This is a genomic window from Bradyrhizobium sp. WYCCWR15520, assembly GCF_056174665.1.
This window is the reverse complement of sequence record NZ_JBWBWM010000048.1, coordinates 1-22081: the sequence shown is the minus strand read 5'-3', so window position 1 is coordinate 22081 and position 22081 is coordinate 1. Positions and strand designations below refer to the sequence as shown.

Genomic DNA, 22081 nt, shown 5'->3' with positions numbered 1-22081 from the left:
GAATATTCCCGCGCCACAGCTTTTGAGTGTCGATGGCAAATCGACAGCATACAGAACAATTTCTAGAAGTCTTCTAAGAGCGCTTCTAAGAACCTTTCCATTAGAGGAATCGAACGCCCTCGCGTATGCGTCGAAGTGTTGCGCTGCTGAACCAGGGGAAGGCGCGACAAAGTACTCGCAGGTTGGGGTGAAACTTTGAAGTCTCGTGATTTGTTGCAGGTCGCCGCGTTGGCGACCGTATCCGTATTGGCGTTGTGGCCACAGGCTTCCTTCGCGCAGTCAAGCTCTTCGCAGCAATCCGGGGCACAGTCGTTGCCCCCCGTGGAGGTGGGAGCGCCGGAGGCGCGCCGGCGCGTTGCAACGCCGGAGCGGCGGCAGACGCGGCGCGCAACGCAGGCAGCGCAAACCAACCGGCCGCAGCCGCAGCGCGGGGTCGGCTTCGTCGAAAACCCGCGCGGCGACGTCCAGGGCTACGTCGCAGGCCGCTCGATGGCGGGTACCAAGACCAACACGCCGATCATGGAGACACCGCAATCGCTGTCGGTGATCGGCAGCGAGCAGATTCGCGACCAGAAGCCCGGCAAGTTCGACGAGATTCTGCGCTACACGCCAGGCGTTGTCGCCGGGACATTCGGCGCCGATACACGTAACGACTGGTTCCTGATCCGCGGTTTCAAGTCGGACGATGTCGGTCTCTTCCTCGATGGACTCCGACTCTTCTACACATCCTATGCAAGTTGGAAGCTGCAACCGTTCAATCTTGCCCGCGTCGAGGTGCTGCGCGGTCCCTCCGCCGTGCTGTATGGCGGTTCCAGCCCCAGCGGCATCGTCAACGCGGTCAGCAAGACGCCCCCGGTGGAGCCGATCCGCTATCTCGAGACCGGCGTCAATAATTTCGGCAACGCCTATCTGTCGTTCGATTTCGGCGGCCCGATTGCGACGCAACCGGAGAATGGGAAACTGTTCTATCGTGTGGTGGGCCAAGTGCAGAACGGCGGCACCCAGGTCGATTTCACGCCCAACAATAACTACTTCATCGCGCCGTCCGTCACCTACAAGCCGGACGCGGACACGACTTTCACGGTGCTGGCGTCAGCATCGAAGACGGATACGCGTGGCATTAACTTCCTGCCCTATACCGGTACGGTAATCGACGCACCGTTTGGACGCATCCCGACGAAATTGTTCGTCGGCGATCCGAGCGTCGATACGTTCAAGCGCGAACAGGAGATGATCGGCTATCAGTTCGAGCGCAACGTCTCTGACAGCGTCACATTCCGGCAGAATGCCCGCTACGCCCACGTTGACATCACCTATCGCGGCTTGATCGGGAACGGCTATACCAACCTCGCCGCCGGCGACATGGCGCGGTACAATTGGTACGCGAAAAACACCGCCAACCAAGGCAATCTGGACAACCAGTTGGAGTATCGTTTCAACACTGGTCCGGTGCAGCACACGATGCTGTTCGGCCTCGATCTGACCACCTACCGGATCGACGACTATCAGAACTTCGCCTTTGGCGGCGTGCCCTCGATCAACGTGTTCAATCCGGTTTACGGCGTCGGCGACATTCCGTTCACGGACGCGCCGTTCCGTAATTTCCTCCTGACTCAAAATCAGCTCGGCACCTACATTCAAGACCAGATCAAATTTGGCGGCTTTACGCTGGTGTTGAGCGGCCGCAATGACTGGGTATCGACCAGCCAGGGCGATCGTCCCACGGGCGCCACGCTGATCAACCGGGAGGACAGCAAGTTTAGTGGCCGTGCCGGCCTGATCTACAATTTCGCCAACGGGCTGGCGCCGTATGTCGCCTACGCGACAAGCTATAACCCGATCATCGGCCTCAACGCTTCGAACCAACTGCTCCGACCCGAAACCGGCGAACAGGCCGAGATCGGATTGAAGTTTCAGCCTAATGGCTTCAACGGTCATTTCGGTATTGCCGTGTTCGATCTGAAGCGACGAAACGTCCTTACGACGGACCCGAACAGCACGCCGCCGAACCTGCAGAACCAGACCGGTGAGGTCACATCGCGCGGTCTCGAACTGGAGGCCGTGGCCAATGTCGCACCCGGCCTGAAAATGGTAGGCGCCTTCACCACCTACGATCTCTTTAACAGCAAGGACACAAATCCGGCCCTGATCGGGCTGACACCGACCAACACGCCACAGCAAATAGGATCCCTCTGGGCTGACTACACGTTCCAGGAGGGGCCGTTGCGAGGCTTTGGCTTTGGTGGCGGCGTGCGCTACGTGGGCAAGTCCTTCGCCGATAACGCGAACACGTTGGTGGTTCCCTCGGTTGTCCTTGGTGACGCGACGATCCATTACGAATGGCAAAACTGGCGCGCCGCGCTCAACGTCATCAACATCGCCGACAAAACGTACGTAGCCAGTTGCGCATCGGAAACGGCCTGCTTCTATGGTGATCGGCGCCGGGTGACGGCAAGCCTTGCCTACAAGTGGTAGGAGCGATCGAAGGGAGGCTGCACTGAAAGCCAGAACTGTTCGCATCTGGTCGGTGGTCCACACCTGGAGCAGCCTGATATCGACGCTGTTCCTGCTGCTGTTGTGCATCACCGGCCTGCCGCTGATCTTCCATCACGAGATCGATGAGCTGCTCGGCTACGATCCAAAGCCGGAGATCGCCCAGCCGGGCGCGGTGAAACGGAGCATCGACGAGATCGCCCGCACTGCGCTGGCGCATGATCCCGGCCGTGTCCTGCAATATATCTCGTGGGACAAGGACGAACCGAACAATGTGATCGCGTTCACCAACAGCAAGGTCGATGGCGATCCGGATGCGGCGACTCTCAGAGCGTACGATGCCCACACCGCCAAGCCGCTCGGCCCGGTCGGCGGCGGTCCGATTCTGATCTTCCTCAAGCTCCACGTCGATATGTTTGCGGGCCAGCCCGGCAAGCTGTTCCTCGGCGCGATGGGATTCCTGTTCCTGGTCGCGATCGTCTCCGGCGTGGTGCTGTACTGGCCGTTTACGCGCCGCCTGAGCTTCGGCACGCTGAGGGACAAATCGCGCCGCATCGCCTGGTTCGATTGGCACAATCTGTTGGGCGCGGTGACCATCGCCTGGGCCCTGGTGGTCGGCGCCACCGGCGTCATCAACACGCTTGCAGAAGTGATGCTGGGCCAGTGGAAAGCCAACGAACTCACCGACATCGTCAAGCCATACGCCGGCAAGCCACCGCCGGTGCATCTGGCCTCGCTCGATACGACGCTAGCGAATGCGCGCACGGTCGCGCCCGGCATGAATGTTTCCTTCATCGCCTTTCCGGGCACGCCGTTCACGAGCTCGCACCATTTCGCGGTCTTCATGCGCGGCGACACGCCGCTGACCTCGCGCCTGCTCAAGCCGGTGCTGCTCGATGGAGAAACCGGCGAAGTCTCCGACGCGCGCGACCTTCCCGTCTACCTCAAGGCGCTGCTGGTCTCGCAACCGCTGCACTTCGGCGACTACGGCGGCATGCCGCTCAAGATTATCTGGGCGTTGCTCGACATCATGACCATCGTCGTCATCGCCAGCGGGCTGTATCTATGGGTCGTCAAGCGCCGCAAGCATCGCAGCCACGCGATCGCGGGACAGCCTTCGCTACAGCCGGCGCGATGATCGACGCACGCAAACCACGATCCAGCGGCAATTGGCGGACGGTGTATGGCGGTCCGCTTTTGATCGGCGTGCTGTCGGTCGCAGGATTGCTGAGCGCGCTGTTGTACGAAGGCCCCGGCCGCTATTTTTCCTGGCTCGCACTTGGCGCGCCGGTTGTCCTCACTGTCTGGTTTTTCGCGCGCCGCAAGCGGATCTAGACCGGCCGCATCAGCTTCAGCGTCGCGGCCAGCCGCAGGCTGCGCTTGCCGGCCAACGCAATGGCTTCGAGTTCAGCCCCCGCTTCGTCGCAGGTACCGGTAAAACCGATGCCCACCTCATGGCCGCCGAATACGGGGTTTTCGCCCTTCGCCGGCGTGTGCTCCTGGTTGAGGATCTCGCCCTTCCAGCGGCCGTCGGCCGAAGCGTAGGAGCCGAGGTAATAAAAGAAAGCATCGCCGCCGAGGATGCGGCCGTCCAGCAGCAGCATCACACCCGACAGGCCTGCCTCGACACCGTCGAGCGCGCGGAGCTGCAGAGAATAGAGGCCGTTGGTAATACCGCCCGGCCCCACGTTGCCGACCGGCGGCAGAGCCTCGTCGTCGAGCCGCGTCAGGTTGGCCCAGAACAAGGCGCCCGGCCGCGGCGCGGCGCTGCCTTCAAAACGAATATTGTTGCCCTTCAGCTGGCCTCGCACGCTGATGGCGGCGACATCGGTGTCCATCAGCGGCTTGTAGTGGGGATCGTCATTGTGGCGCTGGGTGATGACCTCGCCGACGATCTCCCCACCGATTTCCTGATAGGTGCCAAGATGGGCAAAAGCGGAATTGCCGCCCAATAGCTTGCCATTGTGCATGCACATGATGCTGCGGCCGAACGCGTCGTTCACGCCGTACTCAACCTTGTAAAGCCCGTTCAGCAACGGAAAATGTCCTGATATCGAAAATGTCTGGCGGGGGCTTAGCACCGCCTCAGGCGAGGTGCCAGCCGCGATTTAACGCAGGTTCAGTGCCGCTTGAAATATTGTACGGCCCGTTCGTGCTTTTCGGCCGCCGCGCGCGATTTGAAGGTTCCAAGGTTACGGCGCTTGCCCGTTTTCGGATTGATTTTGCGGGAATAGAGCCGGTATTCGCCTGACTGCAGCTTTCGGATCATGGCCAGCACCGCTTATTGGCGAGCCCCCGTTCGCAACAATTGCGCTGCGGCCCTCTTGTTCCGGACTGGCTATTCGCGTTGTCTCGGGCCTGCCTTACAACGCCGGATCGCTCTGCCCGGCAGGGAATGTTTGGGGGGCCTCGTGCAGCATATCTTCTTCTATGTCCTCGCGCTCGGTGCCGGCGTCAGCGTCGTGACCCAGCAGGCGCTCAATAGCAGCCTGCGCACCGCGCTGGGCTCGCCGGCCTGGGCGGGACTGGTTAGCTATGCCGGCGGCCTCCTCACTATGATCGTCGCGGTGATCGCGCTCGGCGAGCGCGTGCCGTCCTGGAAAACCATGGCCGATGTGCCCTGGTATGCGTGGTCCGGCGGCGTGTTCGGCGGCGCCTTCATCCTGCTGGCGATCCTGTTGCTACCTTCGCTCGGCGCCGCAACGCTGTTTGCGCTTGTCATTGCCGGCCAGGTGCTGGCCGCGGTGACGCTTGATCATTTCGGCGCGTTCGGGTTGACGCCGCATCCCCTCAGTGCCGCGCGGCTCGCGGGCGCGGTGCTGTTGATCGCCGGTGTCGTGCTGATCCGGGAGTAAGCGTCAGCGACTCAGAAGCACAGATTGGTGACCACGTTTCCGCGTTTATCCTTGATCGCATAGGGACAGCGCAGCCGCTCCAGCGCCTTCTTCGCATCCTCGTCGCCGAGTGCGGCAGCACGCTGATAATAGGCCTTGGCGGCCTCCGCATCCTTTGGTCCGCCGCGCCCTTCCTGCGCGAACGCTCCCATTCGCTCCAGTGCGCCGGGATGATTTTGCGCCGCCGCCTTCTCGAACAGCGCACGGGCGGCAGCATCGTCTTTGTTCCCGCCATTGCCTTCCGCAAGCATCATGCCGAGCTGATACTGCGCCTCGGCGTTAGTCTCGGCGCCCTTCGACAGCAATTCGCGCGCACGCGCCGGATCGGATGACGCGCCGCCGCCGAGCGCTGCGAGATTGCTGATTCCCCGCGGATTGCCGGCCTGGGCGGCGCGCTCGAACAGTTTTCGTGCTTGCGCCTCATCCCGCGTGACGCCGGCACCTGTTCCATAGAGCACGCCGAGTTCGACCATCGCCGAGGTCGAGCCCTTGTCGGCCGCCTTGCGCCAAGCCGCCATCGCTTCCGCCGTCTGCCGGTTGGCAGCGTAGGCCCGCCCGAGCTGGTACATCGCGCGCCGCGACGCGTTTGCGGCGTTTCTGCAAAACTTGATGGCCGTGGCGATGTCAGAGGCTGCAATATCGGCCACGCCTTTCGCATCGGCCGGCTTGTCTGGATCGGCGGGATCGGCAGCCACGCGGTCGCACAGCACGAGGTCCGCCGATTGCGCGGCCAAGGGCGTCGGCGCGACGGCCCCGGCAATGGTCACGATCAGCAGGCTTCGGAACGTCCCCTTCATGATCCGCAGGTTGCTTCGACGGGCCGCCAAATTCAAGCCTCCAGCCCGCTCTCGCGCAACAGCGGCGCGACATCGGGCGAAGCGAGATAGCGCAGCAACCGATCCGCCTTGCCTGCTTTCTGCGTCGTCGCCATCCGTCCCGCCGAAAACACCGCAGGCGTCTGCAGTTCGCGCGGAATGGGCCCGACCACCTCGATGCCGCCGACCTGCTTCAATTCGCTGATCTGCTGGACCGCGAGGTCGGCCTCGCCGGTTACGAGCCGCTCGGCGGTGAAGCCTTGCGGGATGATGATCGCGCGGGCGTTGATGTCGGCGGCAATGCCGAGCCGCTCGATCAGCTTTGCGAACAGGATGCCGCTGGCGCCAAGCCGCGAATAGGCGACGCGCGCGCCGAGCAACGTCGCGCGCAACGCCGCCTCGGTCGCGATATTGGGATGGGCCGCCCCAGCCTTCACGGCGATGCCGACCCACGAGCGGGCCAGATCCACGCAGCTATCCGCGGCCACCCGACCCTCGCGGGCGACCTCGTCGAGCCCCTCGCGGGTCAGGATCACGACATCGGCGGCTTCGCCCGCGCGCAACCGGTCCAGCAGCGCCAATGTCGGCGCGAAATCGGCATCGATGCGCGCGCCGCCTGCCGCCTGATACTGGCCGGCCAGGCTGTGAACGGCACCCTTCAACGCCAGCGTCGAGAGCACGCGGATGGCATCGCTCATCGGCCGCTACACCCGCCGCATCAGCTTCAGCACCGCGGTCATACGAAGGCTGCGCTTGCCGGCGAGCGCCGTCGCTTCCAGCAGCGCGCCTTCCTCGTCGCAGGTGCCGGAAAAGCCGATGCCGACTTCATGGCCGCCGAAGATCGGGTTCTCGCCCATGGCGGGCGTATGCTCCTGATTGAGAATCTGGCCCTTCCAGCGCCCGTTCTCCGAGGTGTAGCTACCGACATAATAGAAGGACGCATCGCCGCCGAGGATGCGGCCCTCGTTGAGCAGCATCACGCCGGTGAGGCCGCCTTCGACGCCGTCGAGCAGACGCACGTGGATGGAATAAAGACCGTTGACGATACCTCTCTGACCGACACCGCCAGCGATCGGTATGGCGTCCTGCTCGATCGGCGTCATCACCGAATGGAACGCCACGCCCGGTAATTCCTTCAAGCCCCCTTCAAAGCGGTAGAGGTTTCCGTCCGCCCTGCCCTTCGCCAGCAGCGTGGCATCGTCGGTGCCGGCCATCGCGCGATAGTTCGGGTCCGGGTTGTGGCGCACCGTCTGAATCACGACGTCGACGCCGTCGTCCTGCTTTTCGTAGGTGCCGATATGGGCAAAGGCGGAATTGCCGCCCAGCATCCTGCCGTCGCGCGCATACATCACGCTGCGGCCGACCGAAGCGCCAAGCTGAAACCTGACCTTGTAAAATCCCTCAAACAATGCCGTGTCCCCGGCAAGCTCACGGTCCGTTGTCTAGCGCGGTTAATAACCCAGGGGAACGGCCTTGAACGGCCGGCTCCAATTCAACCCCATCAAGACGCCGTGTCATGAAAACGCAAAGATCCGCCAAGGCAGTTTCGCCTTGGCGGATCAGCTTTTGCCCCCCGGTGTTACCGGGACGTATCGTCAGTTCTTAGGCCGCGGCCGCCTTGGCGCCGGTCGGGACTTCCGCGATGGTCTTCAGGATCTGCGAAGCGATCTGGTAGGGGTCGCCCTGGGAGTTCGGGCGGCGGTCTTCCAGATAGCCCTTGTATCCGTTGTTGATGAAGGAGTGCGGAACGCGGATCGAGGCACCGCGGTCGGCCACGCCGTAGCTGAACTTGTTCCAGGGCGCGGTCTCGTGCTTGCCGGTCAGGCGCTTGTCATTGTCCGGCCCGTAGACGGCAATGTGGTCCATGAGATTCTTCTCAAAGGCACCCATCAGCTTCTCGAAGTATTCCTTGCCGCCGACTTCGCGCATGTACTTGGTCGAGAAGTTGGCGTGCATGCCCGAGCCGTTCCAGTCGGTATCGCCGAGCGGCTTGCAGTGGAATTCGATATCAATGCCGTAGCTCTCGGTGAGGCGCAGCATCAGGTAGCGGGCCATCCACATCTGGTCGGCAGCGGTCTTGGAGCCCTTGCCGAAGATCTGGAATTCCCACTGGCCCTTCGCCACCTCGGCGTTGATGCCTTCGTGGTTGATGCCCGCGGCGAGGCAGAGGTTGAGGTGCTCTTCCACGATCTTGCGGGCAACGCTGCCGACGTTCGAATAGCCGACGCCGGTGTAGTACGGGCCCTGCGGTGCCGGATAACCGTCCGAGGGGAAGCCGAGCGGACGGCCGTCCTTGTAGAAGAAATATTCCTGCTCGAAGCCGAACCAGGCGCCTTCATCGTCGAGGATGGTTGCGCGCTTGTTCGACGGGTGCGGGGTCTTGCCATCGGGCATCATGACTTCGCACATCACCAGCGCGCCGTTTTCACGCGCGGCATCCGGATAGACCGCGACCGGCTTCAGCACGCAATCGGAGCTGTGGCCTTCGGCCTGCATGGTGGACGAACCGTCAAACCCCCAGAGCGGAAGCTGTTCCAGCGTCGGGAACTTGTCGAATTCCTTGATCTGCGTTTTGCCGCGCAAACTCGGCGTCGGCGTATAGCCGTCGAGCCAAATATACTCGAGCTTGTACTTGGTCATTGAGCCTCTCTTGAGTTGCTTCTGTGAAATGCGGAAGACCGACGCTTGAAATCTGAGGTGTGACGCCCAGCCCCCGGAGGTCTTTCCGCATACGTGTACCCGGCCACGTAGGCCACGTCCCACTAAGCATGGAACGTGCCAATCGCTGCAGTGCGGCATCGGTCATCCACAGGGCTTGCCGCCAGTGGCCTAAAATAAAAGCTGCGACATAGAAGCGCGGCAGGCCTGCAAATCCGGCGGTTCGGCGGCTCTCCTGCACAGTGAATCCAGCCCATTTCTCCGGCATTTCCGCGTGTCCGCCGCTAAACGCTTAAAGCTGTGGCACCCTTTCGAAGTCCTTGTGCGGGCAGCCGGCCTCCCCGAGCAACCATCCCGTCGGCCCACGCGTTGGTCACGCGATCGCTGCCTCGCAGGAAGCAGCGCTGAAACTGCCTACGAAATAGACAAAAACTGCCGCTCTCTTGGTCACTTGCACCCGCCCGGGGCACCGACAATATCGACTTACGTAACCAGTCAAGAACGAGTCGGGCGCAGCATGGAGGCTCGCGCTTCGACATAAGGAGACTTGCGATGATGACTACGGGTTTGAATCAGGGGACTGCCAAGATCTACCAATTCCCCACCGGGGGCCGGGCGGCTCTCGGCGGACGTCGCTATGGCGAGACCAAAGCCGTGACCGAGTTTGCCGCTGCCCAGCCGGTCAACCTCGCTGACTGCTGCGATAGCTGGTACCACGCCGCGGCAATCCAGGACGCCAAGAACGAGCGGGATCACTGATGCCTGGGAGGTGTTTGGCAGGGACGCGCCCGGCAAACGAGGCGCGGACGGAGAACTAGAAAAGGGTCGGAACGAAAGCGTTTCGGCCCTTTTTCATGTCTGCTCGCACGTCGTGGTCCGCCGTCTGGCGTGCTTGAGCGTGGTAACCCCGGCCTTGGTGATCCGTAAGGTCACGCCCTTCCCCTGATAACGCGAGCCCGAAAGGGTCCAACGCCTCGGCAGCGTCACCGCCTTGCCGTCCAGTTGCAGATGGGCGCGTTTGTCGTACTGGAAAAATCCGACCATGAATTGCGATCCGTCGGTGCAACGATAGTTCCGGAAGCTGGACTGCGCCGACGCCGGCGATGCCGTAACTGCAACCGCGGCGAGGCCCAGCGCCGCGCCAAAAATCGTGATGTTCCGCCGATTCATGTTTCGCCCCCGTGAGAGTTCAGTATAGACGAGACGGGCCGGAACGACACCCGATCCGTTCCATATTCTCCGTTCGAACCCCTGCTGCATTGATGTCAGATTCCCCTGCCCGCCATCTCAACCTCTCCGGCGCCAGCAATTTCCGCGACCTCGGCGGCTATCCCACCAGCGACGGCCGGACCGTGCGCTGGCGGCAGATTTTTCGCTCCAACCATCTCGGTCATCTCACCGGTGACGATGTCTCCGTGCTGCGGGAGCTCGGCGTCCGCAGCGCGTTCGACTTTCGCGGCACCGAGGAGCGCACCGCCGCCCTGTGCGGCATGCCGGAAATCACCGTCCACTCGCTGCCGGTCGAACCCACGGTGGTCGCGGCGCTGCGCGCGATCGTGGCTGCCGGCACACCGCTGTCGACGGACCACGCCGTCGAGGTGATGCGCGACTCCTACCGCAGCTACGTACAGAAGAACACGCGGCACTACCGGGCGCTGTTTGCGCATTTGCTGGAAGACCGCGCGCCGCTGGTGATCCATTGTACCGCCGGCAAGGATCGCACCGGCTTTGCCTGCGCGCTGATCCTGCATGCGCTCGGCGTTTCCGAGGACATCATTTCGGAAGACTATCTCCTGACCAACCGCTTCTACCGGCGAGATCCCAATCACAGCACCGACCTGCCTGACGACATCAGGCAGGTGCTTGGTTCGGTGCAGGCCTCGTTCCTCGCCGCCGCGTTCGAGGCCATCGACGCCGACTACGGCGATCTCGAGACCTATCTCCGCGAGGGCCTCGGTCTCGGCGAAGCCGAGCGCGCCCATCTCGAAGCGCGCTATCTGCAAGGCTGACAACGCAGAAAGAGAGCCCCGACGCTGCGCGCGCCGGGGCTCCTCTCTCGGATCGCCAAGGCTGGGTACTTCCGCCAACCCGACAATCCTAAACTCGGGAATACCGCTCCGCTTCTCCGGCAAGCCCTACAGGCAGAATACAGTGCCTTGGTGAACAGCTGAATACCTCGGACGGGCTACCCTCACACTCAGGGGGCGCAGTATGCGACGAAGTCCGCGGCATTCGCAACGACGCGCTGCCGCGTCGCTTTAGAAGCAGAGCTGACACGGACCGAAATGATGGGTACGCACCTAATCCGCCTTCACCCGCCGCATCGACACGACCTGCGCGGTCGGCTTGCCGCCTGTCGTCCGGACGTTGATCTGTACCTTGTAGTCGTTGCTGGTTTCGCTCTTGGGCACATAGAGCATCGCGGTAAAGCTCAGGCGGCCGCGCGCATCGAGCGTCACCGGCTGATCCGTCCGCACGCGGAAGGAATTACCCTGGCGATTTCGCGGCGGCAGCCTGGCCGTCATCACAGGCTCGACCAGCGCACGCAGATCGAGCTTCGTCGCCGTCGCACCATCAATCCGGTAGTAGGCAAAGGAATCGCTTTCCCAGCGGCTGTTCGCAACCTCGATGACGGATCGGCTGTCCGGCGACCAGGCGGCAATCAATTCGTAGCGGTTCGCGCGCATCTCGCCGGTCGCCCAATACTCACCGCCGAGCTTGGCAAGCACCGCGCCATCGCTGATGCGGATCAGGACGTTTTCGATATCGTCGGGAATATCGCTGCCTGACGGCAGGCCCTGCGCGCTGCGCCAGGCGAACGCGTAATCCTTCGCGGGCGAAATGGTGTCAGCGACGACACGCATCGCGGCCTTGCCCTCGCCGCAGACAAGCCCGCCATGATGATCGGCGACGCAGGCCTGGGCATGCACGGCCGTCGCCTGCTGCACATGCAACGCGAGGAGAACGAGTGGAAAGACCAGAGCGCGACGCATACCGCGACCTTACTCCCCGCGCACGGGCCGTAAAGCGGGCCGTGGCAGTTGCAGAAGGCCGCGCCTATCGGCTCAGGCCGCCGCTTCCATTTCCATTTCGGCATCGAGATCGGCGATGACGTCCTCGAACGCCGAGATCGCCTGCTGGATCGCGGCGATCTGCATCAATTCCCAGCTCGAGACCGGACCGCTGCGATTTTGCAGCGCTACGACCAGGTCGCGCCGTTGCTCCTTAAGCTGAACAAGCGGTAAACCGTGATCTACCAAACCCATGACAAATTCCCCTGCCTTTTGTTGGTGTCCGGTTCTAGCGAACGGAGTCTGCAAACGGCTTACAGAACTCCGGCAAATTTTATCGATTTGCCTCGTACCGTAGTCTTACGTGACGCCGTCCATTTCGACCGCCCGCTCGATCGCGTCGGAAAGGGCATGCGTGATGCAATTGGTCGCCCATTCGCCGGTATGAAGGTGGGAGTTTTCTCCATCGTCCAGATCGAGGATCGGAATGCCGTCGTCGACCCAGCGCTTCATCAGCGCGAAGCGGCGGAAGACGTTGACCCCGGCCTTCTCTCCAATGGCCGTTATCCGCTTCACCATCGCGTTGGACTGCTCAAGGTGGGCTTGGTCAACCATCACTTGCGTATATTGCAGGTCCATCAGCACCACATCCATCTGCAAGCCGGCCAGCCAATCAAGACCGACCGTGATCGCCTCTCCCACTTCATCCGGATTATAGCTGGCGCTCCGATATACGGCGTTGGTGCCGACCTGCCAGATGACCAGCGCCGGTGTTTCATCGATCACATCGGTCTCGAGGCGCGATAATTCCTCCGGAGACTCCTGTCCCTTGATCCCGCGATTGAGCACGTCGATCATCCGGCCGTAGAAATTGAATTTGTTCCGCAGGAGCAACTCCAACCGGGGCGGATAAGGCAAGACCGGCAGGACGCCCGCCGTCGAGGACGATCCAATTGCGACGATCTTGACCTTTCGCCTGTACCTGAGAGCTTCCTTGAAATACCGCAGCGGGTATTTGAAGCTGACGAGATCAGGATGTGTCTCGCAGGGCCTGGTCGCGTCGGGCATGTTACATCCTCCGCGGGAGCGATTGGTCGCGCGCTCGTATTTGGATACTGAAATTAGCCGCATTGCAAATGAAAAGCTCTCGGCGCTAGGCTGCGATCCCCCTGTTTCCTCGGCGTACGGAGGCCATCATGGACGGAAAGGTCATTGTGGTGACGGGGGCTCTCGGCGCACTTGGCAGCGTCGTCGTCGACGAGGCGCTGGCGCGCGGCGCCAGGATTGCGAGCGTCGATCACGCCCCGACGCAAGCGCCGGCAACAGCCGATCTGTTCGAACTTGGCGGCGTCGATCTCACCGACGCGGCGCAAGCCAGGAAAGCCATCGACACCGCCGCATCGCATTTCGGCAAGCTCGATGCGCTGATCAACATCGCCGGCGGCTTCGCCTTCGAAACGGTGGCGGATGGCGATCCCAGGACATGGCAGCGGATGTACGCGCTCAACGTCATGACCGCGCTGAACGCATCGCGCGCGGCGATCCCGCATCTCGTCGCATCGGGTGCCGGGCGCATCGTCAATGTCGGCGCAATGGGCGCGCTGCAGGCAGGTGCCGGCATGGGCGCCTACGCTGCCTCCAAGGCCGGCGTGCATCGCCTCACCGAGGCGCTTGCCGCCGAACTGAAGGGCAAGATCACCGTCAACGCCGTGCTGCCGTCGATTATCGACACCGCAGCCAACCGCGCCAGCATGCCCAAAGCCGATTTCGCCAAATGGGTGGCGCCGAAGGAATTGGCCGAGGTGATCCTGTTCCTCGCCAGCGACGCGGCGAGCGCCATCACCGGCGCGCTGCTACCGGTGAACGGGAGGGTTTAGATCGCATCTCCAGCCATTCAGTCGCACGGCTTTGCGCTGCGCTTCGGGGGTGTTATATTGTTGAAATGACAACAGCCGAAGACATTGAAAAGGCCGTCGAGCAACTGCCGCCTCGAGAATTAGCGAGGTTTCGTGCCTGGTTTGAATCGTTTGACGCCGATCGATTCGACGCAGCCATCGAACGTGATGCGCACGCCGGCAAGCTCGACGCATTTGCAGAGGAGGCCGTTGCGGCATATCGCGCCGGCAAATCCCGGGACTTGTGAAACACTCAGCATCGCCAAGGTTTTGGGACGCTTACCGAACATTGCCTTCGCCGATCCAGAAGTTGGCTGATGCCAACTTTGCGTTGCTCAAGCGCGATCCGCGCCATCCTTCGCTCCAATTCAAAAGAGTCGGTCGGTATTGGTCTGCCCGTGTCGGACTGCGGTATCGTGCCTTTGGCTGTTGAAGTCGACGACGTCTATGTTTGGTTCTGGATAGGCTCTCACGCTGACTACGATCGGCTAATCGGCTAGTCTTCGACGTCCACCAGCTTCCGCAGCACCGCCTTGAAGCGGATGCTGCGCTTGCCCGCGAGTGCGGTGGCTTCGCCTTCGGCGCCATCAGCGTCGTAGGTGCCGGAAAAACCGATGCCGACTTCATGGCCGCCGAATATCGGCCGCTCGCTTATGGCCGGCGTATGCTCGCGGTTGACGAGTTCGCCTTTCCATTTGCCGTTCGCCGCCGAATACGCGCCGATATAATCGAAGAACGCGTCGCCGCCGCGGATGCGGCCGTCGCGCAGCATCATGACGCCGGTATTGCCGGCATCGATGCCGTCGAGCATGCGAATGTGGATCGAATACAGTCCGTTGCCGATCGCGTCAGGCCCGACCTCACCAGGCGGCGGCGCGTCGGTAACATCGATCGGGGTCAGAACGGTCGTGAAATGGACGCCGGGCAAGGCCGCGCTGCCGCCCTCGAAGTGAATTTCCCCGCCGCGGGGCTTGCCCGTGAAGTTCATCACGGCATGTTCGACCTCGAACAATCGGCACGTATCTGGGATCGTGATAATGGCGGGACATCGTCACCTCGCAAGAGACGATGCCGTCAGCCTCGGCGAAGCTGCCGACGAAGGAAGAGCCGGAATCGCCGCCATAGAGCCTGCCGCCCGCTGTCGCGAACATCACGCCCGAGCCTTCCCCGCGCTCCGTCGTGAAACGGAATTTGTACAGTCCTTTCAGCACGCCCCTGCTCGCTTCTAGTCCGGCAAATACCATTCGACCCGCGAACACTGGATTCGCAGGTTCCGTCCATTTGCCGTATGGCCTTGTCCCCCGGCGCCCAGAATAGCCGCCGCAGTGCGGCCCGATCAAACGCTTTGCCGGAATTCGGCTAAAGTCCGGACATTGAGTCGCGGCCACGGCGCCGCCGGAGCAGATTTTGGAAACCGCGCTATATCTCCCCGTCAAACGCTTCCTCGAAAAGCTCGGCTTCACGGTCAAGGGCGAGGTCGGCGGCTGCGACCTGGTCGCGCTGAGCGGCGACGACCCGCCGATCGTGGTGATCGGTGAACTGAAGCTTTCCTTCAATCTGGAACTGATCCTGCAGGCGGTGGACCGCGCCGGCGCCGCCGACGAGGTCTGGCTCGCGGCCAAATTATCCGCGCGCGGCAAGGGCCGCGAAAGCGACGCGCGCTACCGCAATCTCTGCCGCCGGCTTGGTTTCGGCATGCTCGCCGTCACCAATACCGGCGATGTCGAGGTGATCGTGAAGCCGCCGACATCAGCCCCCCGCCGCGCCCCCAAAAAACGCTCGCGCCTGATCGCGGAGCATCAGAAGCGCAAGGGCGATCCCGTCCTGGGCGGATCGACGCGCGCGCCGATCATGACGGCCTATCGCCAGCAGGCGCTGGCTTGCGCCTCGGCGCTGTCGGGCGGGCCGCGACGCGTCCGGGACCTGCGCTCCGAGATTCCCGATGCCGGAAAAATCCTGCTGCATAACGTCTATGGCTGGTTCGATCGCGCCGAGCGCGGTATCTATGTCCTCACCGATGCGGGCCATGCCGCGTTGAAGCGCTGGCCGCAACAGCCGCTGGATCTGCCCGCGGCCGGCAATTCCGCGCCCTGACGCGCGGACCGATCAAAATATCGAAACCGCACGGCCAACCAGATTTGAGGGATTGTTGACGCATGGCTGTATTGCCATGCGAAATTCATATTGCAATGCAACATTAGGGCACCTAGGTATCTCGGCAAGTCAATGCGAGGCCCCTATGAGCGAAGACTGGAACACGAAATACGGCACACGACGCGTCCGGCGGGATCCGCCGACGCTGGAGGAGGCAATCTTCGCCGCGGTGGGAATCACCGACGATCAGCAGCAGCAGGCGGAAATCGCCGCCGCACTGATGGGGCTGCCCTATGAGGAAGTGCTGGCGGAAGTGAAGAAGACCGGCCGCGCGATGGCGCGATCGGCGACCCGCGTCATCGCGGGCGAAGCGGGCGCGCAGCGCTCCGTCGTGGTCGAGCGCCGTGTCGTCAGGCGCTTCGGCAACGACAAGCGCACCGGCACCTGACAAGATCAAAACATTCACTGAATTGTGTCCAGCGAATCGCCCCTTGGGCAATTCGCTGGATTTGGACGTGCGTCCCTGGCTTACGAGGCGCCCCACTCCGACGGCGCGGTACTAGCCATCCGAAGCAGCATTCGCCAATAGGCGCGGTTGAAGGCCACGGCCGCGCGCGTTGCATTCACCGCGTTCTCGACCCAAGACGTGGCGAACTCGGCCTGATCATATTTCGTCAGATCGATCGTGCCGGTCGATTCGCCGTGGCGGAAGACGAGTTGCGCGCCGAACTTGCTGGCAAGTGCCCGCATCGCCTCGTTCTGCGCGCCGGTGGTGATCCGCAGGCTCTTGTAGCCCTTGGCCCGCGCCACCGCGATCAGCTTGCGAAACAGGATGCTGCCGACGCCGCGACGGCGCACCGACGCTTCAACGCTGAAGGCGATCTCGGGAAGCGAATCCGGCGACTGATCCGGCGGATGCAGCTCTGCCGCGCCCCGAACCACGCCATCTTCGAAGAAAGCAATGATGACCGTGCCGTCATTGGCGCATTTCTCGGCGTAGCGCTCGATGAAGCTGTCGTCCATGAAGCCATGGAAACGGTCGCGGCGGCTGATGCGATCAAGCCGCAGCAGGTGATCGCGCAACAGCGGCAATTCTTCCTGCTGGCTGAGCGTGCGCACACTGCTGTTGGCGAGCGCGGCCGCAATAACGGTGAGGTACATAGTCCAAAACTCCTCTCAGAAAGGCCCTTCGAGGAGGCGTCGAATCCCTAGACCACCAATATTGTGCATCGCAACATCAAATACAAGACCGGGTTGCTCCGTATACTGCCTTAAATAACAGCAATGTTTGCAGCGCTTTAGCGGCGGCGCCATTAACCAATTGTTAAGATTCGCCGCCCGGCGCAGACTGGCATGGCGCCTGCTTATTTCCGAACAAACCAAGGCTTGAGGCAACACACCCGGATTGCTCGCGGAGGCCCGTTTTGGCTGTGGTGCTCGACACGCGTTCATGCCTCCCGGACCGCCGGCTTGCGGTGTGGCAGGACATCGTCTGCGACACTTTCGTTGGCCTCGACTGCAAATCGGATTTGCGCGGCGCGTTCTGGGGCTCGGTATCGCAATCCAGAATCGGGCCTGCGGCGTTCACGCGCGTCGATTCCACCGCGCAGCGGGTATTCCGCACGCCGTCGCGAATTGCGCGCGCCAGCGAAGATTTCGTGCTGATGGCGCTCGGCAACAGCGGCGTGAACGGCGTCTTCCAGGACGGCCGCGAGGCGGACGTCTCCGCGGGACAATTCGTCATCTACGACACCACCCGCCCCTACGAGCTGCGCTTCAACGACTGCTTTTCGCAGACCATCCTGCAGATGCCGCGCAAGCTGCTGCAGCAGCGCATCGGCTCGTTCGATGGTTTGACCGCAACGACGTTCGCCGGCGATCGTCCGCTCGAACGGCTGACCTACGATTTCGCGCTGAATGTCAGCAAGACGATCGAACAGGTCGATCCCGCCGCCGCAAGCCGCCTGCTCGACCAGGCACTGGACCTGCTGGCGATGACGCTGGCAGACAGGCTGCATGCGCGATTGCCGGATCAGTCGGCCCACCGCTCGGCGCTGCTCTATCGGCTCAAGAACCATATCCTGACGCATCTTGCCGATCCCGAATTGTCGCTGCCGCGCACCGCAGCCGCGGTCGGAATCTCGCCGCGTTACACCAGCGACCTGATGGCGGACGAGCAGACCTCGTTCCGCCTCTATGTGCAGACGCAACGGCTGGAACGCTGCAGGCGCGACCTTGCCGACCCCGCCTGTCAGGCACGGCACATCGGCGAGATCGCCTTCGCGTGGGGTTTCAACGATCTCGCCCATTTCAGCCGCATCTTCAAACAGCGGTTTGGCGTCTCGCCGCGCGAATGGCGCGAGCAGACGGGCAAGTAACGCCTCCCCGCTCCGCTCTCTTCTTCCCATCGCACGCCGAGTGTCAGCGGCACTGACGCGTCCGCCTGCCGGTTACGACAAGTTTTCGTTCCGCCGCGGACAAGCGACGGCCGTGGCCGTGGCGGTAGGCTCGCTCCCAGCAAGTGTCGGTCAAAAATGCGAAGAGGATGGGTGCGATGGGTCTGGTTCATCAGAAATACAAGGTGGCGGTGGTTCAGGCGGCGCCGGTCTTTCTCGATCTCGACGCCACCGTCGACAAGACCATCGCCCTGGTCGAGGAAGCTTCCGCGAACGGCGCCAAGCTGATTGCGTTTCCGGAAACCTTCATCCCCGGATATCCGTGGCAGATCTGGCTCGGCGCACCGGCCTGGGCGATCGGCCGCGGCTTTGTGCAGCGCTATTTCGACAACTCGCTCGCCTTCGACAGCCCGCAGGCGGAAAAGATCCGCAACGCCGTCAAACGCGCGAAGCTGACCGCGGTGCTCGGATTGTCCGAACGCGACGGCGGCAGCCTCTATATCGCACAATGGCTGATCGGTCCCGACGGCGAAACCATCGCCAAACGCCGGAAGCTGCGTCCGACCCATGCCGAACGCACCGTGTTCGGCGAAGGCGACGGCAGCGATCTTGCCGTGCATGATCGCGCCGACGTCGGCAGGCTCGGCGCGCTGTGCTGCTGGGAACATCTGCAGCCGCTGTCGAAATACGCAATGTATGCCCAGAACGAACAGGTGCATGTCGGGGCATGGCCGAGCTTTTCGCTGTACGATCCGTTCGCGCATGCGCTCGGCCATGAGGTCAACAACGCCGCCAGCAAGGTCTATGCGGTCGAAGGCTCCTGCTTCTTCTTAGGCCCCTGCGCGGTGGTCTCGCAGGCGATGATCGAAGAGCTCTGCGACTCTCCTGAAAAGCACGCCTTCCTGCATGCCGGCGGCGGCCACGCCGTGATCTACGGGCCGGACGGCAGTTCGCTTGCCGAGAAACTTCCGCCCGATCAGGAAGGCATTCTGTACGCCGACATCGACCTCGGCATGATCGGGGTGGCGAAGAACGCCGCCGATCCGGCCGGACATTATTCGCGGCCCGACGTCACGCGGCTGCTGCTCAACACCACGCGCGCCAACCGCGTCGAGCATTTCTCGCTGCCCGTCGATGCCGAAGTCTTGAGCGAAATCAGGCTGCAGGCCTGAACGCGTCCATTCTGACAAGGAGCAGGCCGATGGAATCCGCAATCCCGGCACATTTGCAAACCGCGCGAACGCGTCACCGCCGCGTCGGCGACGATTATGCGCCGCCCTACCCGTCGTTCGTGGCGCGGCACAAACCGAGCGTCACGCGGGTGGTGATGGCCTATTTCGGCCTCCAGACCCGCGGAACGCCATCGATCGCTGCCGAGCAGGCGCTGGCCCGGCTTGCCTCGGATTTCGCGGCCAAGGACGGCCCAACGCATTGGGACCGCGCGCGCTACGTTGACGAGGCAGGTTTCACCAACGTGGTCACGGTGGCCTATTGGGACGATCGGCAAGCATTCGATCGCTGGTTTCCGCCCGTGCGCGAGCACTGGACCGGCGGCGAGCGAACCAATGACGGGTTCGGCACTTTCATCGAGGCGCTTTACCCCTCCGTGGAAGGCTATGAGACCTTGTTCTCTTCGCTTGGAAGGCCGGAAGGCGTCGCCGTTCTCGCCGACGGCATGAGCGGCGAGGTGTTGGAGCACGCCTATTGGGGCGGCATGCGCGACCGCATCCCACTATCCCAAACCAGCGAGATGGCGCCTTCAGGCTCTGCCCGCGCGAACCGCGACGGCGCGCGCATCCGGATCATCCCGCATGATAATCTCTGCCTGATCCGGTCGGGCCAGGATTGGGGCGACACCGAAGCCGCCGAGCGCAAGATGTATCTCGGCGATGTCGAGCCGGTGCTGCGCGAGGGCATGGATTTCCTGCGCGACCATGGCCGCTCGATCGGCTGCTACGCCAACCGTTACATGACGGTGGTTGGCCCCGACGGCGCAGTGACCGAAAAATCCTACGGCATGAGCTGGTGGAAAAGCCTGTCGGCGCTCGAACGTTGGGCGGAATCGCACCCGACCCATGTGAAGATTTTCGGCGCCGCCATGAAATACCTGTCGACGCTCGGGCCGGCCGCGAAACTGCGGCTCTACCACGAGGTCACCATCGCCCGCGCCGACGAGCAGCTTTTCGAATATGTGGATTGTCACCCGCAAACCGGGATGCTGAACGCGGTGGAAGCGGCCTGAGAACCCGAGTGAGAATGCAGCCGTCATGGCCGGGCTTGTCCCGGCCATCCACGTTTCTCTTACTTCATTGAAGCAAAGACGTGGATGCCCTGCATGACGAACTCCCGTGAAGCACTATTTCATTGACTGCATTTGCGCCAGGCGCTGACGCTACAGCACCATCTGGGTCTGGGTCACGATCGCGACCAGCTTGCCGTCCTCGGTTTCCAGCCGCGTCTGCCAGACCTGGGTGCGGCGTCCCCGATGCACCGGCGTGGCGGTGGCGATTACGGTCGATCCTTCCTTGGCGCCGCCGATGAAATTGGTCTTGCTCTCGATCGTGGTCGTGCCCTTGGCGTCCGCCGGCAGGTTGATGACGGTCGCCGCGGCGCCGACCGAATCCGCCAACGCCATCACAGCGCCGCCGTGAATCGTGTTCCGCAGCGTGCAGAGATCTGGCCGCACCAGCATCTTTGCTACCACCCGATCCTGTCCTGCTTCCGTGAAGGTCACGCCCTTCAGTTCCGCGAACGGCATTCTCATCGACTGGATTTTCTCGAGCGGCGTCATTCGTCCTCCGGCCTTTCTTCGACGTGATTTCCCGGGCAGAATGGCGGCTGCCGGTAAATGAGGCAATGACCTCCGAGGTAATGGCTGCCGTGACATGCGGGCCGAAATTCGGCATTCTCCGGCATGGCCAGTTCCCACCCCGCCGGATCGTTTGCCTCACCGAAGAGACCGTTGAGACGCTGTACCTGCTCGGCGAGCAGGACCGCATCGTCGGCGTCTCCGGCTATGCGGTGCGGCCGCCGCAGGTCCGCCGCGAGAAGCCGCGGGTCGCCGCCTTCATCTCCGCCGACATTCCGAAGATTTTGGCGCTCGAGCCGGATCTCGTGCTGGCCTTCTCCGACCTTCAGGCGGACATCGTCGCCGATCTGGTGCGCGCCGGGATCGCCATCCACGTCTTCAACCAGCGCGACATCGCCGGCATTTTCGCGATGGTCCGCACGCTCGGTGCTATGGTCGGGGCGGCGGGGCACGCAGATCAACTCGCGAGAAACTTCGAAGAGCGCCTCGCACGCATCGCGGCGACGCCCCGGCCCGCGCCGAAGCCAAAGGTCTATTTCGAGGAATGGGACGATCCACTGATCTCCGGCATCGGGTGGGTGTCCGAACTGATTGAGATCGCCGGCGGCGAGGACGCGCTGCCGAACTTGCGGTTTCAGCAGGCGGCCAAGGACCGGATCATTTCGCCTGATGCGGTGCGCGACGCGGCGCCCGATGTGATCCTCGCCTCCTGGTGCGGCAAGAAGGTGGTGCCGGATCGTATCCGGCAGCGTCCCGGCTGGAGCGATATCCCGGCCGTGCGCAACAACCGCATCGTCGAGATCAAATCGACGATCATCCTGCAGCCGGGACCGGCGGCGCTGACGGATGGGCTGGACGCGATCGTGAAGGCGTTGTGGCCTTCGCCGGTGTCGTAGATGGGGTAACGGGCCCCGGTCCACCCTCCAGGCAAGCCGCGCTTGCTACGGCGGTGTTGGGTGGCGCGCTTCGCGCGACCTGCCTGGAAGGCGGGCGGTCGTCCCTCACATTGATGGTGT

27 protein-coding genes and 1 pseudogene are annotated in these 22081 nt (G+C 62.8%); 15 read left to right on the top strand and 13 right to left on the bottom strand.

Translation table 11 applies throughout. From position 1 onward, the window contains the following. Positions 1–210 precede the first annotated feature (210 nt). From AC0QUY_RS36190 to AC0QUY_RS36180, 3 genes are read left to right on the top strand one after another with little or no spacing between them, the layout of a single operon-like run. Positions 211–2475, top strand: coding sequence for a TonB-dependent siderophore receptor (locus tag AC0QUY_RS36190; RefSeq protein ID WP_475390849.1), 2265 nt, complete (start codon positions 211–213; stop codon positions 2473–2475). A 52-nt stretch (positions 2476–2527) separates the two neighbouring features. After that, entirely contained in the window at positions 2528–3631 is a 1104-nt protein-coding gene (locus AC0QUY_RS36185; RefSeq protein WP_475390793.1) for a PepSY-associated TM helix domain-containing protein, read from the top strand. Next, positions 3628–3828, top strand: coding sequence for a hypothetical protein (locus tag AC0QUY_RS36180; protein WP_161854307.1), 201 nt, complete (start codon positions 3628–3630; stop codon positions 3826–3828). The genes AC0QUY_RS36185 and AC0QUY_RS36180 overlap by 4 nt, the downstream gene beginning before the upstream one ends. Here AC0QUY_RS36180 and AC0QUY_RS36175 read toward each other — a convergent pair. After that, the gene (locus tag AC0QUY_RS36175; RefSeq protein WP_475390792.1) at positions 3825–4529 is read right to left on the bottom strand and encodes a GrlR family regulatory protein; all 705 of its coding nucleotides are present in this window, start codon (positions 4527–4529) and stop codon (positions 3825–3827) included. The two genes, AC0QUY_RS36180 and AC0QUY_RS36175, sit on opposite strands and share 4 nt — an antisense overlap. A gap of 83 nt (positions 4530–4612) precedes the next feature. Beyond that, positions 4613–4762: a hypothetical protein gene (locus AC0QUY_RS36170; protein WP_141686549.1), complete on the bottom strand. Its 150-nt coding sequence runs from the start codon at positions 4760–4762 to the stop codon at positions 4613–4615. Positions 4763–4904: 142 nt separating this feature from the next. Here AC0QUY_RS36170 and AC0QUY_RS36165 point away from each other — a divergent pair, with 142 nt between their 5' ends. Then, positions 4905–5348: a DMT family transporter gene (locus AC0QUY_RS36165; RefSeq protein ID WP_475390791.1), complete on the top strand. Its 444-nt coding sequence runs from the start codon at positions 4905–4907 to the stop codon at positions 5346–5348. 11 nt (positions 5349–5359) lie between these two features. Here AC0QUY_RS36165 and AC0QUY_RS36160 read toward each other — a convergent pair whose 3' ends face one another. From AC0QUY_RS36160 to AC0QUY_RS36145, 4 genes are all read right to left on the bottom strand, one after another. Beyond that, positions 5360–6184 (bottom strand): tetratricopeptide repeat protein, encoded by an 825-nt coding sequence (locus tag AC0QUY_RS36160; protein WP_475390846.1) that lies wholly within the window; start codon positions 6182–6184, stop codon positions 5360–5362. Positions 6185–6216: 32 nt separating this feature from the next. Continuing rightward, positions 6217–6900: a substrate-binding domain-containing protein gene (locus tag AC0QUY_RS36155; protein ID WP_475390790.1), complete on the bottom strand. Its 684-nt coding sequence runs from the start codon at positions 6898–6900 to the stop codon at positions 6217–6219. A gap of 6 nt (positions 6901–6906) precedes the next feature. Continuing rightward, on the bottom strand, positions 6907–7611 hold the full coding sequence (locus tag AC0QUY_RS36150) for a hypothetical protein (protein ID WP_161854303.1): 705 nt from the start codon (positions 7609–7611) through the stop codon (positions 6907–6909). 193 nt (positions 7612–7804) lie between these two features. Then, positions 7805–8842, bottom strand: coding sequence for a glutamine synthetase beta-grasp domain-containing protein (locus tag AC0QUY_RS36145; protein WP_161854302.1), 1038 nt, complete (start codon positions 8840–8842; stop codon positions 7805–7807). A 573-nt stretch (positions 8843–9415) separates the two neighbouring features. On the opposite strand from AC0QUY_RS36145, the gene AC0QUY_RS36140 reads away from it, so the two are divergent. Continuing rightward, positions 9416–9619: a DUF2735 domain-containing protein gene (locus AC0QUY_RS36140; RefSeq protein ID WP_475390789.1), complete on the top strand. Its 204-nt coding sequence runs from the start codon at positions 9416–9418 to the stop codon at positions 9617–9619. A 93-nt stretch (positions 9620–9712) separates the two neighbouring features. On the opposite strand, the gene AC0QUY_RS36135 is transcribed toward AC0QUY_RS36140, so the two are convergent. Next, positions 9713–10030: an MliC family protein gene (locus tag AC0QUY_RS36135; protein ID WP_161854300.1), complete on the bottom strand. Its 318-nt coding sequence runs from the start codon at positions 10028–10030 to the stop codon at positions 9713–9715. A gap of 92 nt (positions 10031–10122) precedes the next feature. Here AC0QUY_RS36135 and AC0QUY_RS36130 point away from each other — a divergent pair, with 92 nt between their 5' ends. Further along, on the top strand, positions 10123–10869 hold the full coding sequence (locus AC0QUY_RS36130; RefSeq protein WP_161854299.1) for a tyrosine-protein phosphatase: 747 nt from the start codon (positions 10123–10125) through the stop codon (positions 10867–10869). A 291-nt stretch (positions 10870–11160) separates the two neighbouring features. Here AC0QUY_RS36130 and AC0QUY_RS36125 read toward each other — a convergent pair whose 3' ends face one another. The 3 genes from AC0QUY_RS36125 to AC0QUY_RS36115 all read right to left on the bottom strand — a co-directional run bounded on the left by AC0QUY_RS36125 (position 11161) and on the right by AC0QUY_RS36115 (position 12939). Continuing rightward, positions 11161–11853, bottom strand: coding sequence for a hypothetical protein (locus AC0QUY_RS36125; protein WP_475390788.1), 693 nt, complete (start codon positions 11851–11853; stop codon positions 11161–11163). A 72-nt stretch (positions 11854–11925) separates the two neighbouring features. Beyond that, complete coding sequence (locus tag AC0QUY_RS36120; protein ID WP_161854297.1) at positions 11926–12126, bottom strand: hypothetical protein; 201 nt, start codon at positions 12124–12126, stop codon at positions 11926–11928. A 105-nt stretch (positions 12127–12231) separates the two neighbouring features. Further along, on the bottom strand, positions 12232–12939 hold the full coding sequence (locus tag AC0QUY_RS36115; protein ID WP_161854296.1) for an SGNH/GDSL hydrolase family protein: 708 nt from the start codon (positions 12937–12939) through the stop codon (positions 12232–12234). A gap of 128 nt (positions 12940–13067) precedes the next feature. On the opposite strand from AC0QUY_RS36115, the gene fabG reads away from it, so the two are divergent. The 3 genes and pseudogenes from fabG (at position 13068) to AC0QUY_RS36100 (ending at position 14266) form a co-directional block, all read left to right on the top strand. Beyond that, positions 13068–13748, top strand: coding sequence for a 3-oxoacyl-ACP reductase FabG (fabG, locus tag AC0QUY_RS36110; RefSeq protein WP_475390787.1), 681 nt, complete (start codon positions 13068–13070; stop codon positions 13746–13748). 65 nt (positions 13749–13813) lie between these two features. Further along, positions 13814–14014, top strand: a complete 201-nt coding sequence (locus AC0QUY_RS36105) for a hypothetical protein (protein ID WP_475390785.1) — start codon at positions 13814–13816, stop codon at positions 14012–14014. Next, positions 14011–14266 (top strand): annotated as a pseudogene (locus AC0QUY_RS36100) (ParE family toxin-like protein). The gene AC0QUY_RS36105 and the pseudogene AC0QUY_RS36100 overlap by 4 nt, the downstream one beginning before the upstream one ends. Here the strand turns inward: AC0QUY_RS36100 and AC0QUY_RS36095 are convergent. Next, positions 14263–14778 carry a GrlR family regulatory protein gene (locus AC0QUY_RS36095; protein ID WP_475390783.1) on the bottom strand — a complete coding sequence of 172 codons (516 nt, stop codon included), beginning with the start codon at positions 14776–14778 and terminating at the stop codon, positions 14263–14265. The pseudogene AC0QUY_RS36100 and the gene AC0QUY_RS36095 sit on opposite strands and share 4 nt — an antisense overlap. A gap of 395 nt (positions 14779–15173) precedes the next feature. On the opposite strand from AC0QUY_RS36095, the gene AC0QUY_RS36090 reads away from it, so the two are divergent. Continuing rightward, positions 15174–15860: a DUF2161 domain-containing phosphodiesterase gene (locus AC0QUY_RS36090; RefSeq protein WP_475390782.1), complete on the top strand. Its 687-nt coding sequence runs from the start codon at positions 15174–15176 to the stop codon at positions 15858–15860. Between the two features lie 145 nt (positions 15861–16005). After that, entirely contained in the window at positions 16006–16308 is a 303-nt protein-coding gene (locus tag AC0QUY_RS36085; protein ID WP_057862860.1) for a hypothetical protein, read from the top strand. A gap of 80 nt (positions 16309–16388) precedes the next feature. Here AC0QUY_RS36085 and AC0QUY_RS36080 read toward each other — a convergent pair whose 3' ends face one another. Further along, the gene (locus tag AC0QUY_RS36080) at positions 16389–17021 is read right to left on the bottom strand and encodes a GNAT family N-acetyltransferase (protein ID WP_161854291.1); all 633 of its coding nucleotides are present in this window, start codon (positions 17019–17021) and stop codon (positions 16389–16391) included. Between the two features lie 263 nt (positions 17022–17284). On the opposite strand from AC0QUY_RS36080, the gene AC0QUY_RS36075 reads away from it, so the two are divergent. The 3 genes from AC0QUY_RS36075 to AC0QUY_RS36065 all read left to right on the top strand — a co-directional run bounded on the left by AC0QUY_RS36075 (position 17285) and on the right by AC0QUY_RS36065 (position 20498). Further along, positions 17285–18238: an AraC-like ligand-binding domain-containing protein gene (locus AC0QUY_RS36075; RefSeq protein WP_475390780.1), complete on the top strand. Its 954-nt coding sequence runs from the start codon at positions 17285–17287 to the stop codon at positions 18236–18238. Positions 18239–18414: 176 nt separating this feature from the next. Further along, the gene (locus tag AC0QUY_RS36070) at positions 18415–19428 is read left to right on the top strand and encodes a carbon-nitrogen hydrolase family protein (RefSeq protein ID WP_475390778.1); all 1014 of its coding nucleotides are present in this window, start codon (positions 18415–18417) and stop codon (positions 19426–19428) included. Positions 19429–19457: 29 nt separating this feature from the next. Continuing rightward, positions 19458–20498, top strand: coding sequence for a phenylacetaldoxime dehydratase family protein (locus AC0QUY_RS36065; protein WP_475390776.1), 1041 nt, complete (start codon positions 19458–19460; stop codon positions 20496–20498). A gap of 150 nt (positions 20499–20648) precedes the next feature. Here the strand turns inward: AC0QUY_RS36065 and AC0QUY_RS36060 are convergent, their stop codons facing one another. Next, positions 20649–21047 carry a PaaI family thioesterase gene (locus AC0QUY_RS36060; protein ID WP_161854287.1) on the bottom strand — a complete coding sequence of 133 codons (399 nt, stop codon included), beginning with the start codon at positions 21045–21047 and terminating at the stop codon, positions 20649–20651. Positions 21048–21127: 80 nt separating this feature from the next. Between AC0QUY_RS36060 and AC0QUY_RS36055 the strand changes: the two genes are divergently transcribed. Continuing rightward, a complete protein-coding gene (locus tag AC0QUY_RS36055; protein WP_475390843.1) occupies positions 21128–21961 on the top strand; it encodes a cobalamin-binding protein in 834 nt (277 codons plus the stop codon). The last annotated feature ends 120 nt before the right edge of the window (positions 21962–22081 follow it).